This is a genomic window from Bradyrhizobium sp. B124 (genome assembly GCF_038967635.1).
Lineage (GTDB): Bacteria > Pseudomonadota > Alphaproteobacteria > Rhizobiales > Xanthobacteraceae > Bradyrhizobium.
The window spans coordinates 7,210,972-7,228,241 of sequence record NZ_CP152413.1 but is presented as its reverse complement, the minus strand read 5'-3'; the positions used below and the strand labels follow the sequence as shown (position 1 = coordinate 7,228,241).

Annotated in this window: 18 protein-coding genes; 9 read left to right on the top strand and 9 right to left on the bottom strand. The window is 65.4% G+C overall.

Annotated elements, in window-relative coordinates; translation table 11 throughout:
* Positions 1-8 precede the first annotated feature (8 nt).
* From AAFG13_RS34415 to AAFG13_RS34405, 3 genes are all read left to right on the top strand, one after another.
* Positions 9-1,208, top strand: a complete 1,200-nt coding sequence (locus tag AAFG13_RS34415; protein WP_342709540.1) for a molybdopterin-dependent oxidoreductase — start codon at positions 9-11, stop codon at positions 1,206-1,208.
* An 11-nt stretch (positions 1,209-1,219) separates the two neighbouring features.
* The gene (locus AAFG13_RS34410; RefSeq protein WP_212319466.1) at positions 1,220-1,531 is read left to right on the top strand and encodes a cytochrome c; all 312 of its coding nucleotides are present in this window, start codon (positions 1,220-1,222) and stop codon (positions 1,529-1,531) included.
* 281 nt (positions 1,532-1,812) lie between these two features.
* The gene (locus AAFG13_RS34405; protein WP_021079749.1) at positions 1,813-2,013 is read left to right on the top strand and encodes a cold-shock protein; all 201 of its coding nucleotides are present in this window, start codon (positions 1,813-1,815) and stop codon (positions 2,011-2,013) included.
* A 316-nt stretch (positions 2,014-2,329) separates the two neighbouring features.
* Here the strand turns inward: AAFG13_RS34405 and AAFG13_RS34400 are convergent, their stop codons facing one another.
* Positions 2,330-2,896: a hypothetical protein gene (locus tag AAFG13_RS34400; RefSeq protein ID WP_342713450.1), complete on the bottom strand. Its 567-nt coding sequence runs from the start codon at positions 2,894-2,896 to the stop codon at positions 2,330-2,332.
* A gap of 175 nt (positions 2,897-3,071) precedes the next feature.
* Positions 3,072-3,536: an Lrp/AsnC ligand binding domain-containing protein gene (locus AAFG13_RS34395; protein WP_212319462.1), complete on the bottom strand. Its 465-nt coding sequence runs from the start codon at positions 3,534-3,536 to the stop codon at positions 3,072-3,074.
* Between the two features lie 135 nt (positions 3,537-3,671).
* On the opposite strand from AAFG13_RS34395, the gene putA reads away from it, so the two are divergent.
* Positions 3,672-6,683, top strand: coding sequence for a bifunctional proline dehydrogenase/L-glutamate gamma-semialdehyde dehydrogenase PutA (gene putA / locus AAFG13_RS34390; RefSeq protein ID WP_342709539.1), 3,012 nt, complete (start codon positions 3,672-3,674; stop codon positions 6,681-6,683).
* Between the two features lie 304 nt (positions 6,684-6,987).
* On the top strand, positions 6,988-8,193 hold the full coding sequence (locus AAFG13_RS34385; protein WP_342709538.1) for a CoA transferase: 1,206 nt from the start codon (positions 6,988-6,990) through the stop codon (positions 8,191-8,193).
* A 154-nt stretch (positions 8,194-8,347) separates the two neighbouring features.
* On the opposite strand, the gene AAFG13_RS34380 is transcribed toward AAFG13_RS34385, so the two are convergent.
* Positions 8,348-8,944 (bottom strand): TetR family transcriptional regulator, encoded by a 597-nt coding sequence (locus tag AAFG13_RS34380; RefSeq protein WP_342709537.1) that lies wholly within the window; start codon positions 8,942-8,944, stop codon positions 8,348-8,350.
* Positions 8,945-9,162: 218 nt separating this feature from the next.
* Between AAFG13_RS34380 and AAFG13_RS34375 the strand changes: the two genes are divergently transcribed.
* Positions 9,163-9,807, top strand: coding sequence for a glutathione S-transferase family protein (locus AAFG13_RS34375; RefSeq protein ID WP_342709536.1), 645 nt, complete (start codon positions 9,163-9,165; stop codon positions 9,805-9,807).
* Positions 9,808-9,811: 4 nt separating this feature from the next.
* Here AAFG13_RS34375 and AAFG13_RS34370 read toward each other — a convergent pair whose 3' ends face one another.
* The 3 genes from AAFG13_RS34370 to AAFG13_RS34360 form a co-directional block, all read right to left on the bottom strand.
* Complete coding sequence (locus tag AAFG13_RS34370; RefSeq protein ID WP_342709535.1) at positions 9,812-9,976, bottom strand: hypothetical protein; 165 nt, start codon at positions 9,974-9,976, stop codon at positions 9,812-9,814.
* Between the two features lie 100 nt (positions 9,977-10,076).
* The gene (locus AAFG13_RS34365) at positions 10,077-11,624 is read right to left on the bottom strand and encodes a hypothetical protein (RefSeq protein WP_342709534.1); all 1,548 of its coding nucleotides are present in this window, start codon (positions 11,622-11,624) and stop codon (positions 10,077-10,079) included.
* A 90-nt stretch (positions 11,625-11,714) separates the two neighbouring features.
* The gene (locus AAFG13_RS34360; RefSeq protein ID WP_342709533.1) at positions 11,715-12,776 is read right to left on the bottom strand and encodes a hypothetical protein; all 1,062 of its coding nucleotides are present in this window, start codon (positions 12,774-12,776) and stop codon (positions 11,715-11,717) included.
* A gap of 204 nt (positions 12,777-12,980) precedes the next feature.
* On the opposite strand from AAFG13_RS34360, the gene AAFG13_RS34355 reads away from it, so the two are divergent.
* From AAFG13_RS34355 to AAFG13_RS34345, 3 genes are all read left to right on the top strand, one after another.
* Positions 12,981-13,355 carry a cyclic nucleotide-binding domain-containing protein gene (locus AAFG13_RS34355; RefSeq protein ID WP_212319448.1) on the top strand — a complete coding sequence of 125 codons (375 nt, stop codon included), beginning with the start codon at positions 12,981-12,983 and terminating at the stop codon, positions 13,353-13,355.
* Positions 13,352-14,161, top strand: a complete 810-nt coding sequence (locus tag AAFG13_RS34350) for an MBL fold metallo-hydrolase (protein WP_342709532.1) — start codon at positions 13,352-13,354, stop codon at positions 14,159-14,161. Before AAFG13_RS34355 ends, AAFG13_RS34350 begins: the two co-directional genes overlap by 4 nt.
* Positions 14,162-14,313: 152 nt before the next feature.
* Positions 14,314-14,928, top strand: coding sequence for a glutathione S-transferase family protein (locus tag AAFG13_RS34345; RefSeq protein WP_342709531.1), 615 nt, complete (start codon positions 14,314-14,316; stop codon positions 14,926-14,928).
* Between the two features lie 198 nt (positions 14,929-15,126).
* On the opposite strand, the gene AAFG13_RS34340 is transcribed toward AAFG13_RS34345, so the two are convergent.
* Genes AAFG13_RS34340 through AAFG13_RS34330 form a run of 3 tightly spaced genes read right to left on the bottom strand, consistent with a single transcriptional unit; the run spans position 15,127 to position 17,162 of the window.
* A complete protein-coding gene (locus AAFG13_RS34340) occupies positions 15,127-15,624 on the bottom strand; it encodes a TPM domain-containing protein (RefSeq protein ID WP_212319442.1) in 498 nt (165 codons plus the stop codon).
* A 4-nt stretch (positions 15,625-15,628) separates the two neighbouring features.
* Positions 15,629-16,525, bottom strand: coding sequence for a YgcG family protein (locus tag AAFG13_RS34335; protein ID WP_342713449.1), 897 nt, complete (start codon positions 16,523-16,525; stop codon positions 15,629-15,631).
* A gap of 22 nt (positions 16,526-16,547) precedes the next feature.
* On the bottom strand, positions 16,548-17,162 hold the full coding sequence (locus AAFG13_RS34330) for a LemA family protein (protein WP_342709530.1): 615 nt from the start codon (positions 17,160-17,162) through the stop codon (positions 16,548-16,550).
* Between the last annotated feature and the right edge of the window lie 108 nt (positions 17,163-17,270).

The following is a 17,270-nucleotide window of genomic DNA, read 5'->3' as shown; positions in this document are numbered from 1 at the left end:
GAAGCGGAATGCTCGATCGACGAGACTTGATGAAGCGCGCCGGGTTGGCCGCTTTGGTGACGGGGCTGGGATCAAGGGGCGCATTCGCCCTCGACACCGTGACGCTGCCCTTCGGCAATGGCGAACGCCCGCTGGTGCGCTACCCGCTGAAGCGCCCGATGATCGGCCTGACCGCCCGGCCACCGCAGCTGGAAACGCCATTTGCGATCTTCAACGACGGTCCGCTCACGCCGAACAACGCGTTCTTCGTCCGCTATCACCTCGCCGGCATCCCCTACGATCTGGATCCGGACACCTTCACGCTCGAGATCAAGGGCAAGGTCGACAAGCCCGTGAGGCTGTCGCTGAAGGAGATCCGGAAGCTGAAGGCGACCGATCTCGTCGCCGTCAACCAGTGCTCCGGCAACAGCCGCGGCTTCTTCAATCCGCGCGTCGCCGGCGGTCAGCTCGGCAACGGCGCGATGGGCTGCGCGCGCTGGCACGGCGTGCCGCTGAAGACCGTGCTCGACATGGCCGGCGTGCAGGCCGGCGCCAAGCAGGTCACCTTCAATGGCATGGACGGTCCGGTGATGGACACGACGCCCGACTTCGTGAAGGCGCTCGACATCGACCATGCGCGCGACGGCGAGGTGATGCTGGCCTGGGGCATGAACGGCGAGGACCTGCCGTTCCTCAACGGCTTCCCGCTCCGCCTCGTGGTGCCCGGCTATTACGGCACCTATTGGGTGAAGCACCTCAACGAGATCACCGTGATCGACAACGTCTTCGAGGGCTTCTGGATGAAGTCGGCCTACCGGATTCCGGACACGCCGAACAATGCGGTCGAGCCCGGCACTGCACCAAAGGCGACGATCCCGATCAACCGCTTCACGGTGCGTTCATTCATCACCAGCGTTGCCGACGGCGCCAAGCTGAAGGCCGGCCGCACCACGCTGCGCGGCATCGCCTTCGACGGCGGCAAGGGCATCAAGGAGGTCGCGGTCTCGATCGACGGCGGCAAGAGCTGGACGCCGGCCAAGCTCGGCAAGGATCTCGGCAAATACGCTTTCCGTGAATGGAAGCTGAAAGTGGCACTTCCGGCCGGCGCCTCGGAGCTGAAGGTGCGCGCCACCAACAATGCCGGCGACAGCCAGCCGATGGATCCGTTGTGGAATCCCGCCGGCTATCTGCGCAACGTCGTCGAAACCGTGCGCGTCACCGCGGCGTGAGGAGAAGCATCATGACCAGCAAGCTGCTTCCCTCCCTCGCCGCGATCGCCATGCTGTCGATCGGCACAGCTGTTGCCGCGCCCGTCAACTACGCGCTTCCCGAGGAGACTGCGACCTTCAAGCCCGGTCCCAACCTCGACTTGGTGCAGAACAACTGCACCGCCTGCCACTCGGCCGACTACATCAAGACCCAGCCGCAGGGCGAGAAGTTCAAGAAGGACTTCTGGCAGGCCGAGGTGACCAAGATGATCAAGGTCTACGGCGCGCCGATCGACCAGGCCGACGTCGGCAAGATCGTCGAGTATCTTTCCGCGACCTATTGAGACGCGGCTGATCCATCCCCCGCGCGCCGGCCGAACGCCCGCGCGCGGGGCTATTGATCCAATTTGGTTCAGTGGAACGACCTTTTTTGCAGCGCATCAATTGACCACGAAACAGGCAATCCGCCGCCAAAACCTGCAAAGCGGGTTGTTTCCGGGCAAAAACACACCGTGGTTTGATCTACCCAGCTTTTTTCAAACTGCTATCCTGTGCGGTACGGACAAGCCGGTTTGTGCGGGGACCGACTGGTCTGTTTTCGATTGATTCCGTGGAGACGACTGGAATGCCCAAAGGTACAGTGAAGTGGTTCAACCCGACCAAGGGTTATGGATTCATCCAGCCCGCAACAGGCGGCAAGGACATTTTCGTTCATATTTCAGCAGTTCAGAAGGCCGGTCTTCAGAGCCTCAACGAAGGCCAGTCCGTTGAATACGAAGAGATTGCCAATCGCGGCAAGACATCAGCCGAGAACCTCAAGGTCTAGCGCACCGCGCAAGATCCAGCGGCGCACTCTCGGACACGATCCGGGAGTGAGGGCCGATCCAACATCACACGACGTGACGTTCGGCGGAGCGGGCACGGCGCCCGCGCGCCACGGCGTTGAACTTTTTTCGGCCGCCACCGATCGCGTGCCGCTATTGGCCATTTGACCATTACATCCGGCACTGCCCCATTGCTGTGGCCGGCCGCACGTCAGCCTCACAGACAATCGCGGGATGTGTCTCTCTCCATCATGCCCGGGCGGTGACGGAAAATGCTGCGCCGTGAACGCAACGCGCGCGGCGGGAACGTTCAGCCGCTCAATCTTCCGTCACCCATTTGGCGACGGTCATGACGTCAGGCGGTTGCAGATAGCCGCGGGGCCAGAGATCGACGGCCCATTCCACCTTGGTGGCGCGTTCGAGCAGAACGGCGGTGTTGTGCGGCGTTTGGCCCAGCGAAAATCCGCGATAGTGGGGATCCCCGACGTCATGGAACTTGAACAGGTTCCACGATTGCATCACCAGCATCAGGCTGGTCGTGTTGCGCGTCGTGTCCCAGCAATCGTAATTGTGCTTGTCGTCGTTGGCGCGGAAGTCCGCTTTCGCCACGCGCTTGTCGGTGCCGAGGATCGGCCCCATCCGACGGTCGAACCAGATCACGGCCTTCTGCACGGCCGCGCGTTCGGCGGCGGCGTTGGCGCGGCCCGTGGCCATGATCCTGGCCAAGGCCGCCCGGTCGGCTCCGCTGAAGTCGAGCATCTCGCGGCGCCGGCAGACGAAGCCGTAGCACACCGTCATCGCCGAGGCCGACGGTGGATAGATCGAGACCGATGTATAGAGCTGCATGATGCCGGAGCTGAACTCGGCCGCGCGGGACGGCGTCATCGCGGAGAGGGACAAGACGGCTGCGCATAACGCGCCGGCAACCCCGGTTCGCTTCGCACCTATCGGCTGATTGGCATCGTCCATGTTGCGGCCCCCAACTGAGGGCAGAATTATCGCGGGTGCGTCGCGATGCCAAGACATCCTGCGCATGGCTGTGGATCAGATCCGGAGCCCATCAGCCGACCGGAAGCGGCGCGTCGCGCTTGACTTCCTCCATCACCGCGTAGGTTCGCGTCTCGCGCACGCCCGGCAGCGCCAGCAGGGTCTCGCCGAGAAACCTGCGATAGGCGGTCATGTTGGCGACGCGCGCCTTGACCAGATAGTCGAAGCCGCCGGCCACCATGTGACACTCCAGCACTTCCGGCGCGATCTGGACTGCCTTGGCGAAGCGCTCAAACACATCGGGCGTGGTCTTGTCGAGCAGCACCTCGACGAACACCAGGAGGCCGAGGCCGAGCCGGTGCGGATTGAGCCGCGCGCCATAGCCCTCGACGAAGCCGTCGCGCTGCAAGCGCTTCAACCGCTCGCCAACCGAGGTCGGCGACAGGCCAATCCTCTCGGCCAGTTCCACATTGGCAATCCGGCCATCCCCTTGCAGGATCGAGAGGATTTTGCGGTCTATCTTGTCTATCTCTGTCATATATAAGGCAATACCTGACTTGATCCTTATTTTCTAAGGCAAATATGCTAATTTGTCTATCGAACTACGGTGCGACCGCGCGTAGGTGTTCCCGTGCAACCCCAAGGAATCGCCAAGGACCGCCAAGGAACCGCCATGCCAGACCCGTCCCCGCTCCCGCCCCCGTTCAGCGCGCCCTACGCCCCCGATGACACCGCGATCGCCGGCCGCCTGCGCCAGGACGCCAGGCTTGGCGCGGACCAGGAGGCCGGGGTCGACCGCACCGCGCGGCGCCTGATCGAGGCGATCAGGGCCAACGACGATCCGCTCGGCGGGGTCGAGGACATGCTTCGCGAGTTTGCGCTGTCGACCAAGGAGGGCCTGGCGCTGATGGTACTGGCGGAGGCGCTGCTGCGGGTGCCCGACGCGCGCACCGCCGACCAGTTCATCGAGGACAAGCTCGGCCAGGGCGACTTCGTCAACCACGAGACCAGATCGAGCGCGTTCATGGTCAACGCCTCGGCCTGGGCGCTCGGCATGTCGGCCCGCGTGATCCAGCCCGGCGAGACGCCGCAGGGCACGATCGGGCGGCTGACCAAGCGGCTCGGCGCGCCGGCAGTGCGTGCCGCAACCCGGCAGGCGATGCGGCTGATGGGCAGCCATTTCGTGCTCGGCGAGACCATCGAGGCGGCGCTGGCGCGGGCGCAATCACACACCGCGCGCGGCTCGCGCTATTCCTTCGACATGCTCGGCGAGGGCGCCCGCACCGCCGACGATGCCCGCCGCTATTTCGAATCCTACGCCCGCGCGATCGACGCGATCGGCAAGGCGGCCGGCGATCAGGCCCTGCCCGACCGGCCCGGCATCTCCGTCAAACTCTCCGCGCTGCATCCGCGCTTCGAGGCGGTCAGCCACGCCCGGGTGATGACCGAGCTGGTGCCGCAGCTCATCGATCTTGCGCGCCGCGCCAAGGCGTTCGACCTCAACTTCACCGTCGATGCCGAGGAAGCCGACCGGCTGGAGCTGTCGCTCGACGTCATCGCAGCCGCGTTCGCCGATCCGTCGTTCGCCGGCTGGAGCGGCTTTGGGCTTGCGATTCAGGCCTATCAGAAGCGCGCCACTGAGGTGATCGATTATATCGATGCACTCACGCGCGCGCTCAACCGCAGGATGATGGTGCGCCTGGTCAAGGGCGCCTATTGGGACACCGAGATCAAGCGCGCGCAGGAGCGCGGGCTCGACGGCTATCCGGTGTTCACCCGCAAGGCGATGACCGACCTGAACTATGTCGCCTGCGCGCGAAAGCTGCTCGCGCTGCGGCCGCGGCTGTTTCCGCAGTTCGCCACCCACAACGCGCTGACGGTCGCGACCATCCTCGAACTGTCAGACGATCCCGCGAGCTTCGAATTCCAGCGGCTGCACGGCATGGGCGAGGCGCTCTACGCACAGCTCGACGAGGACAGGCCGGAGATCGCCCATCGCACTTATGCGCCGGTCGGCAGCCACCGCGACCTGCTCGCCTATCTGGTGCGCCGGCTGCTCGAGAACGGCGCCAACTCGTCCTTCGTGGCGCTGGCCGCGGATAATCGCGTATCCATCGTGGACCTGCTGCGCCGCCCGGCCGAGATCATCGGCGTCGACAACAATGCTGCTCACTCCGGAATTCCGTTGCCCGCCGATCTCTATCGGCCGCAGCGCGAGAATTCGCACGGCATCGAGTTCGGCGAACGAAAGGCGCTCGACGCGCTGACGTCTTCGATTGCCATCGAACCCAAGGCGGCGTCAGGCATGGTCGCGACGTCGACGGTCGAACAGGCGAATGCCGCGGTCGCCGCCGCCCGCGGCGGCTTCAAGGCGTGGAACGGTACCCCGGCCACCGAACGTGCGGCGATCCTTGAGAAGGCCGCGGACCTGCTCGAGCAGCGGCGCGCGCGCTTCCTCGCCTTGCTGCAGAGCGAAGGCGGCAAGACGCTCGACGACGCACTCTCGGAGGTGCGCGAGGCGATCGACTTCTGCCGCTACTATGCAGCGCTCGGCCGGAAGCTGTTCGGGCAAGGCGAGGCGATGCCCGGGCCGACCGGCGAAAGCAACATGCTGGAGCTGCGCGGCCGCGGCGCCTTCGTCGCGATCTCGCCATGGAATTTCCCGCTCGCGATCTTCCTCGGCCAGGTGACGGCCGCGCTGATGGCCGGCAACGCGGTGATCGCAAAGCCGGCTGAGCAGACCCCGCGGATCGCGGCCGAGGCCATCGCCCTGCTGCATCAGGCCGGCGTGCCGGCAACGGCGTTGCATCTGGTTCAGGGCGACGGCGCGGCCGGCGCCGCGCTGGTCAGCCATCCCGGCATCGCCGGCGTGGTCTTCACCGGCTCGACGGACGTGGCGCGCTCGATCAACCGGACGCTGGCGGCCAAGGACGGCCCGATCGTACCGCTGATCGCCGAGACCGGCGGCATCAATGCGATGATCGTCGATGCCACTGCGCTGCCCGAGCAGGTCGCCGACGATGTCGTCACCTCCGCGTTCCGTTCCGCCGGCCAGCGCTGCTCGGCGCTGCGGCTGCTATTCGTGCAGGACGACGTCGCCGACCGCATGATCGAGATGATCGCCGGCGCCGCGCGCGAACTGAAGATCGGCGATCCCTCCGCACCGTCGACGCATATCGGACCCGTGATCGATGCCGAGGCCAAGCAGCGGCTCGACGCGCATATCGCGCGGATGAAGCAGGAAGCACGGGTGCATCTCGCCGGCGAGGCGCCGGCAGGCAATTTCGTCGCGCCGCATATCTTCGAGCTCTCGGCCGCAAGCCAACTGCGTGAGGAGGTGTTCGGCCCGATCCTGCATGTCGTGCGTTACCGTGCCGAGCGGTTCGGCGACGTGCTGGCGGCGATCGAGGCGACTGGATTTGGGCTCACGCTCGGCATCCACTCACGCATCGACGACACGATCGAGCACGTGATCGACCGCCTCCAGGTCGGCAACATCTATGTCAACCGCAACATGATCGGCGCGGTCGTCGGCGTGCAGCCGTTCGGCGGCAGCGGCCTCTCCGGCACCGGCCCCAAGGCCGGCGGCCCGCATTACCTGACGCGCTTCGCGACCGAGCAGACGGTGACGATCAACACCGCCGCCGCGGGCGGCAATGCCGCGCTGATGGCGGGGGTGGAGTAAGTGGGTGCGCACCCTCCCCTGGAGGGGGAGGGTCGACGCGAATGAAATGAGCGGCGGGGTGGGGTGACAGTCTCTCCACTCGAACGCCGCCCGTGTTGAGAGATCACCCCACCCCGTTTCGCATTGCGCTTCGCTCCATGCGAACCGACCCTCCCCCTCCAGGGGAGGGTGAAAGGGAGGGTAAGAAAGTGCCGTTGCATCGTGCCCCCGAGATGGGTCAAATGGCGGTCCGATCGGGATCATCGCACGCGATAATTCCAGCTACCGGAAAAACACCAACAAGCGCCACGGGAGCGACGGCACGATGGAAAAAGGCATTTTTGACGGGCTCAAGGTCCTGGACTGCGCGAGCTTCATCGCGGCGCCCGCGGCCGCCACCGTGCTCTCCGACTTCGGCGCCGACGTCATCAAGATCGAGCCGCCGGGCGCCGGCGACCCCTACCGCAATCTGCCCAATTTGCCCGGCTATCCTGCAAGCGAGCACAATTTCGCGTGGATGCTCGAGGCCCGCAACAAGAAGAGCCTCGCGCTCGACCTCACCAAGCCGGACGCGCGCGAGGTGCTCTACAAGCTCGTCGCCGAGGCCGACGTGTTCATCACCAACATGCCGCCGCAGGTGCGCCAGAAGCTCGGCATCACCTACGATCATCTTGCCCATCTCAACGACCGGCTGATCTATGCCTCCTTCACCGGTTACGGCGAGAAGGGCGAAGAGGCCAACAAGCCCGGCTTCGACTCCAACGCCTATTGGGCCCGCTCCGGCCTGATGGATCTGGTGCGCGCCGACGAGGATACCACGCCGGCCCGCTCGGTCGCCGGTATGGGCGATCATCCCTGCGCGATGGCGTTCTACGGCGCGATCGTCACCGCGCTGTTCCAGCGCGAGAAGACCGGCAAGGGCTCGCATGTCTCGACCAATCTGATGGCCAACGGCGTCTGGGCCAACGGCGTGCTGGCGCAGGCCAAGCTCGCCGGCGCCAAGTTCAAGAAGCGCAAGCCGCGCGAAGAGGCGCTCAATGCCGTCACCAACCACTACAAGTGCAAGGACGGCCGCTGGCTGATCCTGTCGCTGCTCAACGAGGACCGGCAGTGGCCGACCCTGGCGCGCTGCATGGGCCGCGAGGACCTCCTCGCCGATGCGCGCTTCGCCACCAAGGCGGACCGCCATGCGCGCTCGGTCGAGCTGATCAAGATCTTCGACGCGGTGTTCGCCGGCAAGGATCTCGCCGAATGGCGCGAGATCCTCGACGGCAACGGCCTGGTGTTCGGCGTCGTCGGCATCCTCGACGACATCCCGAACGACAAGCAGATGATCGAGAACGAGGTGCTGGTGCGCTTCGAGAACGACACCATGCTGACCGTCAACAGCCCGATCTTCATCGACGGCGCCAGGAAGGTGCAGCCGCGCAAGCCGCCCGAGGTCGGCGAGCACTCCGATGAGATCCTGCGCCAGGCCGGCTACGACGAGGCCGCGATCCAGAAGCTGCGCGCGTCCGGCGCGGTGGCGTAGCCAAATCGAACCTGGTCGTCATTGCGAGCGATGCGCGCGATCGCTCCGCACAACGACATCCGTAGCCCGGATGAAGCGAAGCGAAATCCGGGAAAGCATGATCCGCTTGCGAGACCTGCCCCGGATTGCGCTTCGCTCCATCCGGGCTACGTAGCTAAGCCCTTGCGCCGATCAGGCCCCTGATCAACGCAAGCAGGCTCGCTGCCATCTCTCGCCGAAATCCGCGGCGGGGCGTTGCGAGCTGCTGCAGCAGCATGCCGATCAGCGCGGACACGAACAATTCCGCATGCCGGCGCGGCTCCGCGGAGCCGCCCGCGCGCAAGGCGAGCTCGGCGCTTTGCCGCCAGATGCCGAACCACCCCTCGACCACGGTCCGGTAGCGCTCGCTGCGCGCGGCGGCCAGGAAGGCTTCGTAACAGGCGATGTGGATCTCGGCCCTCGTCTTCAGCTCGTGATCGTACCAGCCCACCAGGGATTCCAGCCACGCCTCGACATCGAACGCCTTGCCTTGCAGGCTGAGCGCCAGCGCTTGCAGGCGGCCCGTCTCGCGAGCCAGGGCAAAACGAAGGGCGCCATCGATCAGCGCGTCGCGCGTCTTGAAGTGATGGGTGATCGCGCCGAGCGACAGGCCGGCCTCGACCGCCACCGCCCGGTGGGTCACGCCGTCGAGGCCCTTGCGCCCGATGATCCGGAGCGTCGCCTCCATCACCGGACGCTCGCGGCCTCCACTCTCCGGTTCGCTCCGCTTCATCGATTGCCGCTCAGTCCTGCCATGCAGAATCGACAGAACAAATGTTCTGTTTTGCGGATTATACGTATCGTCGAGTAAGTCGACAAGGATCTAGCCCGGATGGAGCGAAGCGAAATCCGGGATTGCGTGATCGGCTTGCAAGACCTGCCCCCGGATTCCGCTGCGCTGCATCCGGGCTACCTGGTCCGCGAGTTCTCCATCATCGGAAGGCGTCCAACATGCCCCGCTACCGCCTGCACTACTTCCCGGAATCCGGCAACAGCTACAAGCTCGCGCTAATGCTCACGCTGTGCGGCGAGACGTTCGAGCCGGTGTGGACCGATTTCGGCGGCGGCGTCACGCGGACCGCGGAATGGCGCTCCACCGTCAACGAGATGGGCGAGATCCCGGTGCTCGAGGTCGACGGCGAGCGCCGCACCCAGACCGCGCCGATCCTGCTGCAGCTTGCCGAACAATACGGAAAATTCGGCGGCGAAACGCCTGCGGAGAAATTCGAGCTGTTGCGCTGGCTGTTCTGGGACAACCAGAAGCTCTCCGGCTACATGGCGACCTATCGCTTCATGCGCACCTTCACGCCGTCAGCCGATCCGAAGGTGCTGAAGTATTTCCGCGCGCGGCTCGACGATTTCCTCGGCATCCTCGACCAGCATGTCGGCAACAACGCCTTCATGATCGGGGCGCGGCCGACGGTGTCGGATTTCTCGATGATGGCCTATCTGCATTATCCGAGCAGCGAGACCGGCTACGATTTCGCGACCAGCCATCCCAACATCAGCGCCTGGCTCGGCCGCATCGCCGCGCTGCCCGGGTGGAAATCGGCCTATGATTTGCTGCCCGGCCCGCGCCTGAAGCACTACACCTAAGGGATCAGCGCTTCAGCCAGGACCAGACCAGGGCCACGACAATAATGCCGATGATGACCGCAAGCCCGATCGCCCAGCTGCTGACGCGGACGGCGCTGACCGCCTGACGCTCGGCCTCGTTGGCCGCGATCTCGCGGTTGCGCTGCTTGTCCTGCTCGGGAGCACTCATCCGCCGGTCTCCGCTCAAGGGCTGGGCTGTTCGGGTCGTGGTCGCGAACCGCAATGTAGCATCAAATAATGACGCGCAGCCGCTTCGGTTCCGGCCGGAATTACCGGCCCTTCACGAAGCACATCCCCATCCGTGAGATCTTCCCCGCGACCTGGCAGGCGAGGCCTTCGGCGCAGGTCCAGCCGCGAAAGCTGCGGTCGGTCTCGGCCGGCCTGGCGCCCGGCAGATAGCAATGCGCGCCCCAGCCGTCGCTGTATTCGGTGCCGGCAAGCTCGGCGCTGGCGCGCAGTTGCGGCCGGTTGGAGAAGCCGCGCGAAAAGTCCGGCGCCTTGCCGTCGCGGAAGCTTGCGAGGATATCGCGGCGACGTGGTTGGTCGCCGAAGAAATGCGGCGAGGCCGGCACCACGGTGGAGTTCGACGGTTTTGCCGCCATCCAGTCGACGCCGGGGAAATGGAAGCCGCCGATGCCGCGGGTCTGGTGGCAGCCGGCGCAGGTGACGTCGTTGAGGCGCCGCTCGAAGCCGGCCAGCGACTGGATGTTTTGCAGCTTCGTTCCGTCGGCCGCGGCCTTCTGCAACGCGCCGACGACGTCACCTTCCGAGAACACCGCTGTGCCGGGCGTCCCCTCGCCCTGCACCATCCCGAACTCCGGCTCCAGGTCGCTGACGTCGAAACCGGTCGGCGTCGGCGCCACCGCACCGGTCGCGAGGAATTTGTCGGGGATCAACACGGTGCCGCGATCGAGCTCGGCAAAATGCCTGGGATCGAGCAGCCACGCCTTGAAGTCGCGCTTCAGCGCCTCGTCGGCGAGAATCCGGTCACGATCGATCTGGTTCTCCAGCGGCGCCTCGACAAAGCGTTTTGCCGCGCCGTCATAGTCGAACACTTTCAGGACATAGTCGGTGCGGAAGTCGCGCACCGCGGATTTCGGCGCGTGCGCGATCTGCAAATTGGTCTCGATCCGATCGATATTCCCTGCATCGATCAGGTCGAGCGGGCCGTCCTTGCCGAACAGTCTGTCCATCGCCGGCGGCGTGCCGGCGGTCGCGAGCCAGCGCCGCGCGATCTCGCGGCAGCTGAGCGACGGCTCGTTACCGTTGCCCTTCGCCTTCAGCACCAGGTTCAGCGTCATCGGCAGCCGCTGCGACACCGCGTTCTCGCCGATCAGCGGCACGTCGGTGCGGGTCAGCCGATAGATCAGCCGGATCTCGCCGCAGCTGTTCGGCGCCACATAGGCGCGGTCCATGCGGTTGACGATGCCGGCCAGCACGAAGCGAACGTCAGGGGATTCAAACAGCGCGCGATCGAACAGCTGGAACGCAAAGCCGTCGCCGACGCCGATGCTCTCGTTCGGCAGGCCTGCCTTGTGCTTTCCGACATAGCCATTGAACTCGCGATCGAGCGCCTCGCGCACCGGCACCATCGCAGGCAACCCGAACAGATCGCGGTTCGACAGCGGCGTGTCGGCGGAACGTTCCGGCGCGAGCATCCGGCCGAGACTGAGGCGGCCATGATCGAGTTCGCGCAGGATCGCGGGATCGATCACCGCCGCGCCGCGCTCGAGCGCGCGATCCTCCGCGGCGCGTGCCGGCACGGCGCCACCGAGCAGAACGGACATCACCAGGAGGCATTTCAGCGCGCGGCTCATGCCCCACTAACACCGCACGGCAAACCCTATTCAAGAAAAAAGGCGCTTCACATCGCAGTGAAGCGCCTTGGTATCGTCGTGTTTCGCCGATCAACGCGAAACGATCAGGCCCTTGCTGGTGACGACCACCCAACGGCCGTCCTGCTTGCGGATGGCGTCGACGCGGCCGAGGCCGGGGACAGGATCGCCGGCATAAACCTCGTAGATGCCGCCGCGGCCCTCGATCAGCGCGCCGCCATTGCCGACGTCGCGCAGCGCCCAGCCGTCGACCACCGGCATGCGGCCGACCTCGGGCCTGGGGGCCGCAGGTGCTGCCGCGGCAGTCGCCGGCGGGATCGAGCCGGTCACCTCGCGGGCCGGCGTCGCAGCAGCGACGGTCGTCTGCGGGGCGCGGAGCTTGTCGACGGTCTCGCTGAGCTTGTTGAGCTTGGCGATCGGCTCGGCCTGGGCCTTCTCGACCTTCTCGATCCGGTCGCTGGCCTTGCTGAACTGGGCCTGGCCGGCCTTGGCGGTCTGCTCCACGCTGGCCTTCAGCGCAGTGACCTCGGATTCGAGCCGGGCGAGCGCGGCGTCGGCCGCTTCCTTGGCGGCGGCGTCCTTGGCAGCATCCTGGGCAGCCCTGACAGAGGCAGCGGCAGGGGCGGCGAGATGGCCAAGCCCGGCGGTCGCGAGCGCGCCACCGATGGCTCCTGCCACGGTCGCCAGCGCAATGACCGCGGCCATGGCCCCGAACCGGCGCGTGCCGGCCGGTTTGGCGGCCTGCTCGGCGCCCGGCTTGGAGGCGGATGCCTCTTGGTCCCAGGTCCGGTCACCGGGCGCCATGATCATCAGCTTGCCCGGGAAACGCGGCTCTTCACGCTTGCCGGTCTCGACCTTGGGCACGTCCATGTTGGTCGGCTCGATCTTGGCATTGATCTTGGCGTCGATCTTGGCCTCGATCATGGGATCGAGCCGGGACGGCTCAATCTTCGGGGATTCAACCTTCGGCGCGTCCATCCTGGGCGCGTCGGCTTTTGGCGACGTCTCTTCCTGCTCGGGCGCAAGCCTGACAGCCTCGACAACGGCCGCGGCCATCACGGGCTCGCTCTTCGCCGCCGTCTCGGCGCCGGCTTGACCGTTGACCGGCTCGCTCTGCTGCTCACTCACGTTCAAAGTCTCCAGACTGGGTTGACAATTCGGTAACTTTTATTGCTTGCGAAATGGTTACCCCGCTCCGCCATTACCTAAATTTTAGGGAGTTTTCCGGGCCGGATTTAGGCGATGTTGCCATGCGGCAATCTGCATCAGCTCCGTTTGCGCGCGGCGGTTTCCCGATTAACATACCGGCGTCTTCCAGCCAGAAGGCAGGAGAGCGCCATGACGATCGAGAAGTGCATCAACGAATTTGATGTCGATGACGTCATTTTTGAGGAAGGCTCGAGCGGCCGCGAGCTGTTTGTCGTGCTCGACGGCACCGTCGACATCGCCAAGATCAATGGCGGAAACAAGACGGTCATCGTCAGCCTCGGCAAGGGCGAGTTCTTCGGCGAGATGGCCGTGATCGACGGCTCGGCGCGCTCGGCAACCGCGATTGCCTCCGCGCCCGCGACGCGAGTGATGCGGATCAACCACGCCCGCTTCGTCTATCTGGTCAGCCAGCAGCCGGCGTTCGCGCTGATGGTGATGGATGCGCTCTCGAAACGTCTGCGCGCATCCAACGCCGTCACCTACCGAGCGGCGGCCACCCCATGAGCGAGCGCAAACCGAGCCCGTTCAAGACGCTGTTCGAGGCCGACGTCGCCACGCTGATCCAGGCGGCCGACGACGTCTACCAGATCCGCTTCAAGAACCGTGCGGCGAATGCCTATCTCGTGCGCGGCAGCAAGCGGACCATCATGATCGACGTCGGGCTGTCGACCAACTATCCATCGCTGGTCGCCTGTCTGAACCATCTCGGCATCACGCCCGCGATGATCGACATGGTGGTGCTGAGCCACGAGCATCTCGATCACATCGGCGCGGCCTATCATTTCCACCGCAGCGCCTACATCGCCGCGCACCGGCTCGCCGCCAACAAGATCATGCTGCGCGACGACTTCTCGATGCTGCGCAAGATGTTCAACGAGCCGAACGTGCCGATCGACATCGACATCTGGCTCGAGGAAGGCAATCTGATCGATCTCGGCAATTTCCGCCTCAACGTGATGTACACGCCGGGCCACACCTCGGCCTGCATTTCGCTGTTCGATCAGGACAAGGGGCTGTTGTTCGCCGCCGACACGCTGATGCCCGGCGGGGTGATGGGCGGCGTGTTCGGCTCCGGCTCGATCGCCGACTACATCCAGTCGCTGGAGCGGCTGAAGGGCCTCAATTCGAAGATCCTGCTGTCAGGTCATGGCCGGCTGTCCGACACGCCGCAGGACGATGTGCGGATCGCACTGCAACGCTCGCATGCCCTGCTCGAGGACACCGCGCAACTGTTCGACGCACTCGATGCGCGCTCGAATTTCGAGCCGATCATGCAGTCGGTGCGCGACCTCAACAAGCTCGACGACTAACTCCGCACGTGACGGGGCGCGTGACTTTGCCTTCATTCCAGGCCTTGCCCGAACTCTGCGTGAGCCCACGCGGCAGCAAGTCATTTGACAAATCCGCGGGTGGCCTGTTCAACAACTGCAAGAATGACGCTGAAGAACGGGGAGCGAGGACCATGAAGCTTTACGACTCGATCGGACCCAATCCGCGCATCGTGCGCATGTTCATGGCGGAGAAGGGCATCGAGATGCCCAAAGAGACCGTCGACCTGCGCAAGGGGGAGAACCGCGAGGAAGCGCATCTGAAGCGCAATCCGCACGGCCAGATGCCGGCGCTCGAGCTCGACTGCGGCAACTACCTCTCGGAGATCACCGCGATCTGCGAATATCTCGAGGAGAAGCACCCCTCGCCCGCCATGATCGGCACCACGCCGGAAGAGCGCGCGGAATGCCGGATGTGGACGCGCCGCGTCGATCTCAACATCGCCGAGCCGCTCGCCAACGGCTATCGCTTCGGCGAGGCGCTGAAGTTCTTCGAGAAGCGCATTCCGGTCGCCCCTGAGGCCTCGCCCGGGCTGAAGATGATCGCCGCCAACCGCATCAAATGGCTTGATGACCAGATGGCCGACGGCCGCGACTACATCTGCGGCAAGCGCTTCACGCTCGCCGACATGCTGCTCTATTGCTGGCTCGATTTCGGCAACCAGGTCGGCCAGCCGCTGGACCAGGCGAACGCCAACATCGTAGCCTGGTTCAACCGCGTCGGCGCGCGGCCGTCGGTGAAGGCGTAGGGGTCTTCTTATTCTTATCCTCCCCTGGAGGGGGAGGATCGGTTTGCATGAAGCGCAGCGCAATGCGAACCGAGGTGGGGTGATCTCTCCACTCGGGCAGCGTTCACGCGGAGAGACCTTCACCCCACCTCGCCGCTCATTGCATTCGCGTCGATCCTCCCCCTCCAGGGGAGGAGCACCGGACCAACCGTTGGTCGCTCAAATCACCACCGGCTTGTCGGGCAGCTCGTTCGGGCCTCCGGCGACATGCGGGAAATGCTGCGCCAGTTCCCGCGACACCGCCGCGATCCCCTTGATCACGCCCTGCTCGAACCGGCCCGCCCGAAAGTCGGTTTCCATCGCGCGGCAAATCGCTTCCCAACCGGCGCGGCCGACCTTCGCATCAATGCCACGATCGGCGACGATCTCGACGTCGCGGTCGGCGAGCAAGAGATAGATCAGGACGCCATTGTTGTGATGAGTGTCCCAGATCCGCAAGTGCGCGAATACGTCGAGCGCCCGCTCCCGCGCCGGCTGGTCGCGGAACAGCGGCACGCCGTCGAGCGCACCCTCGACGACGAAGCGGATCTGGCCGGAATGCGTGGCCTCGCCGGCCTTGATCGCCTGCTCGATCGCATCGAGCACGCGCGGCGGAAACTCCCGCCGCACGCGCCAGCGGTGTTCGAGCAGATGCTTGCCGATGCGCTTGATGCCCATGTGCCTACCAGCTCCCCGAAGCGCCGCCGCCGCCGAAGCTGCCGCCTCCGCCGCTGAAGCCACCGCTGTCGCTCGAGCTCGAGCCGCTGCTCCAGCCCCCGCCGCCGGACCAGCCTCCGGAATAGCCGCCGCCACGCCGGTACGGTCCCGAGCCGGCCGCCGGACCGCCAAAATTCAATCCGCCGAAGATCAGCGCCGCAACGGCGGCGAACAGCCCGACCACCAGGGCCGTGGCGAGCGAGCCGGCCACCATCCAGGCGAAGACGCCGACGATGCCACCGGTGGCGGCCGAGCCCAACAGCCGCCCCAGCATCGCGCGCAACACGCTCGCCACGATGATGACGACAAAGATCGTCACCGGATTGGCGAGATCGACGAGATTGGGACCCTGCCAATGCTCGGGCTCCGGCGCCGGCAGGTGCTCGCCATTGATCAGGCGGATCATGCGGTCGACGCCGGCCGAGATACCGCCGGCGAAATCGCCGGCCTTGAATTTCGGCGTGATGTCCTCGTCGATGATGCGGTGAGTGACGACGTCGCTCAGCACGCCTTCGAGGCCGTAGCCGACCTCGATGCGCAAATGCCGGTCGTTCTTGGCGACGACGAGCAGCGCGCCGTCGTCGACCTTCTTGCGCCCGATCTTCCAGGCCTCGGCAACGCGGATCGAGAACTGCTCGATCGTTTCCTCAGCCGTGGTCGGCACGATCAGGACCGCGATCTGGCTGCCCTTGCGGGTCTCCAGATCCTTCAGCCTGTCGTTCAGCGACGCAACGTCACTCGCCGACAGCGTCCCGGTCTGATCGACGACGCGGCCGGTGAGTTGAGGCACCGCGACCTCGGCCCGCGCCGGGCACACGAAGCCCAGCAGGAAGGCCAGCAGGAAGACGCGGGCGGCTGTCATCGCGTTGGTGGGCACGCCGGCGCTATTTCGCCGGCGCGGGCGCGGGCGCCGGATTGAAATCGACCTTCGGCGCGGTCGAAATCTCCTTCTCGTTCTCGACCGAGAAGTTGGGCTTCTCCTTGTAGCCGAACACCATCGCAGTCAGATTGTTCGGGAAGGTGCGGATGCCGACGTTATAGTCCTGCACCGCCTTGATGTAGCGGTTGCGCGCCACGGTGATGCGGTTCTCGGTGCCTTCGAGCTGCGCCATCAGGTCGCGGAACAGCGCGTCCGATTTCAGCTGCGGGTAGTTCTCCGTCACGACCAGGAGCCGCGACAGCGCGCTGGTCAGTTCACCCTGCGCCTGCGTGAACTTCTGGAACGCGGCCGGATCGTTGAGCACCTCGGGCGTCGCCTGGATGCTGCCGACCTTGGCGCGCGCGTTGGTGACACCGAGCAGCACGTCCTTTTCCTGCTGCGCAAAGCCCTTCACCGAGTTGACGAGGTTCGGCACCAGATCGGCGCGCCGCTGGTACTGGTTCACCACCTCCGACCAACTCGACTTGACCGTCTCGTCATTGGTCTGGATCGCGTTGTAGCCGCAGTTGGTCAGGCTCAATGTCGCCAGCGCTGCCAGCACGGTCCAAAGCTTGCGCATGAAGATGGTCCTCCCGGTGGATTCTCTCGTCACGGTAACAGATTTTCGCCCGACAATCCCGCGTGGCGGGATTCGCGGCGGATTTTGCCGATGATGGCCCTTGCCTAT